We start from the raw sequence: 8,367 nt of genomic DNA, 5'->3' as shown, positions 1-8,367 counted from the left end.
GGCCGCCAGCAGGCTCAGGCCACACAAGGCTGCGGCCAGTGGGAGGCGGCCCATGGGCAGGGCGAAGCGGGGTTGCGACTTGTGCGAGATGGCGTGGGTCAGGGTGAACACGGCAGGGCTTTCAAATGGCTGGCGGGGCTGATGAAAACCAGTATAGAAATTCAATTTGATTTCATGTTTGATATAGAAGGCCTCTCCCGTGAAGGTATTGCAAAGTTTTGTGAAACGCCTTGGGTGAATGGGTCTGAAGCGCCGATATCTGTGGCATAAGGCGCCCAATTTCAAATGATGTCCCGTGCGTGTCGCTCTGTTTCCGAATATGTCTGATTTGACTTGTTCGGGTTTGTGGGGTGAATGTCATGGTATTTCAGTGCTGCCCGGAGGGTGGGCGCATTAACCTGTCCATATCCAGGGTGCAGGCCGCCAGCCCGCCCCCTTGCCCCTCATGAGGACGCACCATGACCACGATCCAGAGCCAACACAACACCTACCACGCCGGTGCTTACCAGAAGGCCCGGGCCAGCGCGTCCACCACCGGCGCCTCCACCGCTGCCACGGCCACCTCCGCGGCGGCCAGCAGCACGACGGCCAGCAACACCGAGGCGGGCCCGGTTGCCGCCATGGCCGATTCCGCCGTGAGCTTCGTGAGCGACGCGGCCAAGGCGCTGTACCACGGCACGATCACCGAGGCGCAGGACATCCAGGCCGCCGCCGTCTCGGCCTACGACACCGTGGCCCATGGTGTCGAGGCGCTGGGTGATTACGCCAGCGAACTCGAGACCAGCATCGGCCAGGCCGTGGACGCCGTCACCCACTCCGTGGGCGACGCGGTCGACGCGGTCGAGTCCGGCGTCGGTTCGGTGGTCAACGGCATCGACGATGCCGCCGGCGCCATCGCTGCCTACGCCGTCGACGGCGCCAAGACCGTCGGCCAGTACCTGAACATCATCGGTTGACGGGGGGCGGCCTGCGCCCCATGGCGCACAATCCACGCACTGCCTGCAGATTCAGCCTGGGCAGGCCGCCATGCCCACCGTCGTCACCCCCGCCACCCTCGAAGACCTGCCCGCCCTGTGCGGGCTTTTGCACGCCCTGTTCACGCAGGAGGCCGAATTCCAGCCCGATGCCGAAGCCCAGCGCCGCGGCCTGAGCCGCATCATCAGCGACCCGGTGTTGGGCATGGTGGTGGTCGTGCGCCGCCACGGCGAGGTGTTGGGCATGGCGACCTTGCTCTTCACCGTCTCCACCGCCCTGGGCGAGCGCGTCGGCCTGCTGGAAGACGTGATCGTGCGCCCCGAGCTGCGTGGCCAGGGCCTGGGCAGCCTGCTGTTGCACGGCGTGCGCGAACAGGCGCGATGGCATGGCTGCCGGCGCCTCACCCTGCTCACCGACGCCCACAACGACGCCGCACGCCGCTTCTACGAGCGCGAAGGCTTCACGGCTTCGGGCATGGTGCCTTACCGGCTCAGCCTGCCAGCCGAGTTGCCGCCGGGGCGCTGAGCCTGCGCCGGGTCAGGCCGTCTGCAGGCGGAAAACCGCTGCCGAGCCCTGCAGCACGTTGGCCTGCTGGGACAGCGATTGAGAGGCGGCTGCAGACTGCTCCACCAGGGCCGCGTTCTGCTGCGTGTTCATGTCCAGCCGGGCCACTGCGGCCGAAATCTGGTCCAGGCGATGGCTCTGGTCCGTCGTCGCGGCCGAGACCTCCCGCACCAGGCCCGACACATGGGTCACGGCCTGCCGCATCTCGTTGACCGTCTCGCCCGCCTTGCCGGCCAACGCCACCCCCGCTTCGACCTTCTCGCCCGACTCCTGGATCAGCTGGGTGATCTCCTTGGCCGCCGAGGCGCTGCGTTGGGCCAGGGTGCGCACCTCGGCCGCCACCACGGCAAAGCCGCGGCCTTGCTCACCCGCACGGGCCGCTTCCACGGCGGCGTTCAGGGCCAGGATGTTGGTCTGAAAGGCGATGCCGTCGATGACGCTGATGATGTCGGTGATGCGGCGCGCGCTCTCGTGGATGCCGCCCATGGTCGACACCATGCTGGCAACGACCTCCGAGCCCTTGATGGCCAGATCCGAGGCCCCATCGGCCAGCGCGTGGGCCTGCGCCGAATTCTGCGTGTTCAGTCGCACCGTGTCGGCCATCTGCTCGATGCTGGCCGCGGTTTCCTGCAGGGCCGCGGCCTGCTCTTCCGTGCGCTGAGACAGGTTCATCGTGCCGTCCGCGATCTCGGCCGCGCCCGTGTTGATCGAATCGGCGCCATGGCGGATGCCATGCACGATCTCCCTCAGGCGGGCCTGCATCTGCGCCAGGTGGGCCAGCAGGCTGTGCCGGTCGCCCGGGCTCAGGGGGACGTCCTGCGAGAGGTCGCCTGCCGCGATGCGCTGTGAGGCCTCGCAGGCCGTGGCCAGATCCCCGCCCAATGCCTGGTGCACGCCGCGGACCGTGTGCCACGACAGCCCACCCAGCAGGCCCAGTGCCAGCAGCAGCAAGCCGCCGGACAGCATCGCGCCCTTGTTGAACTCGGCCTCGATGTCGGTGCTGAAAAAGCCCGTGCCCAGCCACCAGCCCCATGGTGCGTAAGCCACGATGCCGTTGACCTTTTCACGGTAGAAGTTTTCGCCCGAACGCTGCAGCAGCAGGTGCACGAAGCCGATGCCATCGGAGGATGCGGCCATGGCCTGGGTGTAGGCCTCGGTGTCGGTCCGGCCATCGGGCATCTTGGCGGGCACCTGGGTGTTGACCCGTTTGGGGTCGATGTGCACCAGGGTCAGGCCTTCCGGCGTGCGGGCGAACACATAGCTCTTCAAGCCGTTGTTCAGCGCGGTCAGGGCCGCCTTGGCCTGTCGCTGCGCCTCGTCTCTCGACAAGGTGCCGGCCTTCTCCATTGCATGGAAATGGTCCATCTGGTGGACGGCCATGTTCAGCAGGTTGCGGATCTGCTCCTCGCGGCTCGCCTCCAGGGCCTTTTTCTGGTTGAACAGACCGGCCACGCCGAGCAGGGCCATGAGCAGGAGGGCTGCGGCCGTCAGCCACAGCAGTCGTCGAGAAATGTGGATCACTTTTGTCTCCGGCTTGCTTGAAGTTGTGTCAGGTGCCTTGAGCACGTGTCTCGTTTTCGGCCACTGTCGGGAGTTCTTGAGCCAGCTGATCCAAGTCAAACGACCTTGTGCGCCTTGACACAGTGTGGCCACCGCGCCCAGCCTATGCTGTGAATGCCCTCATCGTCCTCTGCCCGCCACCCTCGCCATGAACGCCGTCACCAACCTCACCTTTGACCAGATCCAGGTGGGCGACACCGTGTCGCTCCAGCACACCGTCACGCGTGACGAGGTCGAGTTGCTCGCGCTCGTCTCGGGCGAGGTCAACGCCTTCGGCCCGGCCTGGGGCGACGCAGAGGGCGCCAGCCTCGCTCCCGAGCCCCGCTGCGAGGCCGTGAGCGCCGAGGCCCTGGTGCACAGCCTGCTCAAGCGCCGCCTGCCGGGGCCGGGCACCACCATCCTCGGCCATGCCCTGCGTTACAGCGGCCAGGTGGCCACGGGCGATGTGCTGCAGGCGGCCATCACCGTGCAGGCCCGCCAGGCACCCGACACCCTGGTGATCGCCTGCCGTGTCCAACGGGGCGAAGACTGCCTGCTCAGCGGCGAGGTCACGGTGCGCACACCGGCGCAGGCCCTCACCGTGGACGAGCGCGATGCCAGCAGCGTGGTGCTGCGGCGTCACGACGTCTTCGGCCGATTCTTCCGCGCCTGCGAAGCCCTGCCGCCTGCGCGCTGCGCCGTGGTCCACCCCTGCGATGCCGACTCGCTGATGGGCGCCATCGAGGCCGCCCGCCATGGCCTGATCGAGCCGGTGCTGGTCGGCCCGCGCGCCAAGATCGAGGCCGTCGCCCGTGCCGTGGGCATCGACCTCTCGCCCTACCGCCTGGTCGAGACCGAGCACAGCCATGCCGCCGCCGATGCGGCCGTGGCCCTGGCCCGCAGCGGCGAGGTGCAATCCCTCATGAAGGGCAGCCTGCACACCGACGAACTCATGGGCGCCGTCGTCGCCGCCAACGGCCTGCGCACGGCCCGCCGCGTCAGCCACGTCTTCGTGATGGACGTGCCCGCCTACCCGCGCATGCTGCTGGTCACCGATGCGGCCATCAATATCGCGCCCACCGTGCGCGACAAGCGCGACATCGTGCAGAACGCCATCGACCTGGCCCAGGTGCTGGGTGTGGCGTGCCCGAAGGTGGCCATCCTGGCCGCGGTCGAGACCGTCAACCCCGACATGCCCGCCACCATCGACGCCGCCATGCTCTGCAAGATGGCCGACCGAGGCCAGATCACCGGCGGCCTGGTCGACGGCCCCCTGGCCTTCGACAACGCCGTGAGTCTGGAGGCCGCGCGCACCAAGCACATCGTCTCGCCCGTGGCCGGCCAGGCCGACATCCTCGTCGTGCCCAACCTCGAGGCCGGCAACATGGTGGCCAAGCAGCTGCAGTACCTGGCTGGCGCCGACAGCGCCGGCATCGTGCTGGGGGCCCGCGTGCCCATCGTGCTGACCAGCCGCGCCGATTCCGTGCGCACCCGACTGGCCTCGGCCGCCGTGATGCAGTTGCTGGCCCACCACCAGATGGCGCCCAAGCCCTCGGCATGAGCCCCCGCCTGCCATGACCCAAGCCATCGCCGTCTTCAACGCAGGCTCCTCCAGCCTGAAGTTCTCGGCCTTTGCCGTGAGCGACCTTCGCCTGCTGGCCCACGGCCAGCTCGACCACCTGGGCGCCGACCCGGCCGAGCACGACGCCGCCCTCTCCCGCCTGCTGGCCGACCTGCCGGCCCGGTTGCAGGGCCACCAGCTGGCCGCGGTGGGCCACCGCATCGTGCACGGCGGGCGCCGGTTCCACGACGCCGTCCGCCTTGATGCCAGCGTGTTGGCCGAACTCGCCACGCTCACGCCCCTGGCCCCGCTGCACCAGCCGCACAACCTCTCGCCCGCGGCGGCTTTGGGGCGACTGCAGCCCGGCCTGCCGCAGGTGGCCTGTTTCGACACCGCCTTCCACGCCGGCAACCCCGAGGTTGCCCAGCGCTTTGCGTTGCCGCGCGACCTGCACGAGGCCGGTGTGCGGCGCTACGGCTTCCACGGTTTGTCCTACGAGTACATCGCTTCGCGCCTGCCCGAGGTCGACCCGGTGGCCGCACAAGGCCGCACCATCGTGCTGCACCTGGGCAACGGCGCCAGCGCCTGCGCGATGCGCGGGGGGCGCAGCCTGGCCAGCTCCATGGGCTTCACCGCGCTCGACGGCCTGATGATGGGCACCCGCTGCGGCAACATCGACCCCGGCGTGCTGCTCTGGCTGATGGACGAACGCGGCCTGAACGCCCGCCAGATCGAGCACCTGCTCTACAGCGAGTCCGGCCTGCTGGGCGTCTCCGGCCTCTCTGCCGACATGCGCACCCTGCTGGACAGCCCCGCACCCGAGGCCGCCGAGGCCCTGGCCCTGTATGCCTACCGCATCCAGCGCGAGGTGGGCGCCCTGGCCGCCGTGCTGGGCGGGGTCGATGCCATCGTGTTCACCGCCGGCATCGGCGAGCACGCAGCCGCCTTGCGCGCCCGCGTGGCGCACGACGCGGCCTGGCTGGGCGCCGAGATCGACGAGGCCGCCAACGCGGCCGCCACCGGCCTGGCCGATGGCCAGGCGCAACGCCTGAGCCCCCCGGGCAGCCGCGTCGCCCTGTGGGTCATCCCCACCGACGAAGAGCGGATGATCGCCCGCCACACCCGCCGCCTGGTCTGGCCCGCCCTGGGCTGAATCCGTGGCGCTACAATCAAAAGTTCCACCGAACGCATGGACAGCCGGTGGTGTTGGCTGAGAGGGTCCGCATCGGTTGCGGGCCACCAAACATGTCCCCGAAAGGAATTTCCCCATGTCGATGGACGACCGCGACGGCAAGATCTGGATGGACGGTGAGATGGTGGAGTGGCGCGACGCCAACATCCACGTGCTCACCCACACGCTGCACTACGGTTGCGGCGCTTTCGAAGGCGTACGCGCGTACAACACCGTCAACGGTCCGGCCATCTTCCGCCTGCGCGAGCACACCGAGCGCCTGTTCAACAGCGCCAAGATCCTGCGCATGCCCATGCCCTTCACGCAAGAAGAGGTCAGCCAGGCGCAGCTCGACGTGGTCAAGGCCAACAACCTGGAAAGCGGCTACATCCGTCCCCTGGTCTGGCTGGGCTCCGAGAAGCTGGGCGTGAGCCCCAAGGGCGCCAAGGTGCACCTCATGGTGGCCGCCTGGACCTGGGGCGCCTACCTGGGTGAAGAAGGCCTCAAGCGCGGCATCCGCGTCAAGACTTCGAGCTACACCCGTCACCACGTCAACATCACGATGACGCAGGCCAAGGCGGTGAGCAACTACACCAACTCCATCCTGGCCAACATGGAAGCCACGGACGACGGTTACGACGAAGCCATGCTGCTCGACAGCGCCGGTTTCGTCTCCGAAGGCGCGGGCGAGAACCTCTTCGTCATCAAGAACGGCGTGATCTACACGCCCGACCTGTCGGCCGGTGCCCTCAACGGCATCACCCGCAACACCATCTTCCACATCGCCAAGGACCTGGGTCTGGAAGTCGTGCAGAAGCGCATCACCCGTGACGAGGTCTACATCGCCGACGAGGCCTTCTTCACCGGCACCGCCGCCGAAGTGACCCCGATCCGCGAACTCGACCGCATCGAGATCGGCCGCGGCTACCGTGGCCCCATCACCGAGCAGATCCAGACGGCCTTCTTCGACATCGTCAACGGCCGCAACCCCAAGTACGCCGAGTGGCTGACCAAGGTCTGATCAGGAGCATCCCGTCATGAGCAACGCGCAAACCCCCAAGGCTGTGGTCGAAGTGACGGCCGCCGACGTGCAAGGCCCCGGCGTGGTCTTCTGCCCCAACCCCAAGATGGCGCTGTGGAGCACCCATCCCAAGGTCTTCATCGACGTCGCCACGACCGGCGAAGGCAAGTGCCCTTACTGCGGCACCGTCTACAAGGTCAAGGAAGGCGAGCACATCGGCCACGGGCACTGAGCGCCCGGCAGATCGCCCCTCCAGTGCAAAAGCCCGGTCATGTGCCGGGCTTTTTTCATGGTCCAGCCGGTGAAGGCTGGACAGGCGGCTTGAACCTCGCCTCACATGGCGGGCTTGTAGAACACGTAGTCGGCGCTGTAGGCCACGGTCTGGCGCTGGCCTTTTTCGCCCATGCCGCAGGCCAGAGTGGGGGCCACGCCACCCTTGGTGTTCAGCCGCTGGATGTAGCTGGTGCCCACCATGGCACCCTGGCCGGTGGCCGGGTTGGCCTTGACCAGTTGCAGCGGGATGGCGCCGGCCATGCCCGGGGCCACGGCCTGCTGCTTGCCGGTGACCTTGCTGCCGTCCAGCGACTCCCAGGTGGGGCCGGCGTAGTAGGTGCCGACCTTCTCGCCTGCGCGGTTGCGCAGCGTGGCCATGGGCCCGACGAAGGCCCACTCGTAGGCGCCGGCCATGTCTTTCTTCTCGCGGCACTCGTAGGTGAGCTCGCCCACGGCCGAGGTGAACATCGACTGCATCTGGCCCGCGGGCACGCGCACGGGTTCGGGCAGGCTGCTGTTGTCGACCATCTGGCCGTAGAGGCCGCAGGCGGCCAGGGTGGAGAGGGCGGTCAGGCTGGTGAGGATGGCGGTGCGTTTCATGGGGTGCTCCTGGGCAGAGGACGGGGTGAGTGACACGGCCCTGGGTGGGCCGATGCCTGTACTACGCCCCGGCTTGCCATCCGGATGCACCGTCCGCCATCAAATTTGCAGCTTGCCCACGGAAATGATGGGGCCTGTGGGCGCACCGGTGGGCGAGCCGCCCGGCGGCTCCACGCTGACCGCAAAGGCCGCGGTTTCTTTCAGCAACTGGGCGCGCATCACCGTGGTTGCGCCCTGGGCCGACACCAGGCCCAGCGAGCGCGGCGCACCCTGGGCGGGCACGGCCCACAGCTCCAGCGCCTTGTTCAGCGCCACCTGCTGGCCTTCGTTGAGGGGCTTGAGCACCAGGCTGCGGCCATCGCCGCCCACGCTGGCCACAAAGCCCACCGGTTGAACACCGGGCTTGGCGGCATCCGGCTGGGCGGCCATCACCACGACGATGGGCGGCTGCACCGGGCCGGGCTGGCTCAGCAGCAGGCCCAGGGACACGGCCGCGACCGTGGCCATGGCCGTGGCACCTTGCCACAGCACCAGCTTCTGCCACCAGCGCACCAGGCCCTGGGTGGCTTGGTCCATGGCGCCGCGGGCCGAGGCCGCGTCCGGGAAGAGGCGACGCTCGATGCCATCCCACACGGCGGGGGAGGGGGCCACAGGGGCCTGCAC

Annotated in this window: 9 protein-coding genes; 6 read left to right on the top strand and 3 right to left on the bottom strand. The window is 68.3% G+C overall.

Annotated features, from left to right (window positions below):
• Positions 1–458 precede the first annotated feature (458 nt).
• Positions 459–956 (top strand): hypothetical protein, encoded by a 498-nt coding sequence (locus tag QZ994_RS17170; RefSeq protein WP_290874503.1) that lies wholly within the window; start codon positions 459–461, stop codon positions 954–956.
• A gap of 70 nt (positions 957–1,026) precedes the next feature.
• On the top strand, positions 1,027–1,500 hold the full coding sequence (locus QZ994_RS17165; protein ID WP_290874500.1) for a GNAT family N-acetyltransferase: 474 nt from the start codon (positions 1,027–1,029) through the stop codon (positions 1,498–1,500).
• Positions 1,501–1,512: 12 nt separating this feature from the next.
• On the opposite strand, the gene QZ994_RS17160 is transcribed toward QZ994_RS17165, so the two are convergent.
• The gene (locus QZ994_RS17160; RefSeq protein WP_290874497.1) at positions 1,513–3,060 is read right to left on the bottom strand and encodes a methyl-accepting chemotaxis protein; all 1,548 of its coding nucleotides are present in this window, start codon (positions 3,058–3,060) and stop codon (positions 1,513–1,515) included.
• A gap of 187 nt (positions 3,061–3,247) precedes the next feature.
• Between QZ994_RS17160 and QZ994_RS17155 the strand changes: the two genes are divergently transcribed.
• From QZ994_RS17155 to QZ994_RS17140, 4 genes are all read left to right on the top strand, one after another.
• The gene (locus QZ994_RS17155; RefSeq protein ID WP_290874494.1) at positions 3,248–4,639 is read left to right on the top strand and encodes a bifunctional enoyl-CoA hydratase/phosphate acetyltransferase; all 1,392 of its coding nucleotides are present in this window, start codon (positions 3,248–3,250) and stop codon (positions 4,637–4,639) included.
• Between the two features lie 13 nt (positions 4,640–4,652).
• Positions 4,653–5,792, top strand: coding sequence for an acetate/propionate family kinase (locus tag QZ994_RS17150; protein WP_290874491.1), 1,140 nt, complete (start codon positions 4,653–4,655; stop codon positions 5,790–5,792).
• A 121-nt stretch (positions 5,793–5,913) separates the two neighbouring features.
• The gene (locus QZ994_RS17145; RefSeq protein WP_290874506.1) at positions 5,914–6,831 is read left to right on the top strand and encodes a branched-chain amino acid transaminase; all 918 of its coding nucleotides are present in this window, start codon (positions 5,914–5,916) and stop codon (positions 6,829–6,831) included.
• Positions 6,832–6,847: 16 nt separating this feature from the next.
• On the top strand, positions 6,848–7,063 hold the full coding sequence (locus tag QZ994_RS17140) for a zinc-finger domain-containing protein (protein ID WP_290874488.1): 216 nt from the start codon (positions 6,848–6,850) through the stop codon (positions 7,061–7,063).
• Between the two features lie 101 nt (positions 7,064–7,164).
• On the opposite strand, the gene QZ994_RS17135 is transcribed toward QZ994_RS17140, so the two are convergent.
• Positions 7,165–7,704, bottom strand: coding sequence for a DUF3455 domain-containing protein (locus tag QZ994_RS17135; protein ID WP_290874485.1), 540 nt, complete (start codon positions 7,702–7,704; stop codon positions 7,165–7,167).
• 99 nt (positions 7,705–7,803) lie between these two features.
• Positions 7,804–8,367, bottom strand: a 564-nt coding sequence (locus QZ994_RS17130; protein ID WP_290874482.1) for an anti-sigma factor, incomplete at its 5' end; no start/stop codon positions are given.

It is taken from the genome of Aquabacterium sp. (genome assembly GCF_021768455.1).
GTDB lineage: Bacteria > Pseudomonadota > Gammaproteobacteria > Burkholderiales > Burkholderiaceae_C > Aquabacterium.
This window is presented reverse-complemented; position numbering and strand designations above follow the sequence as displayed.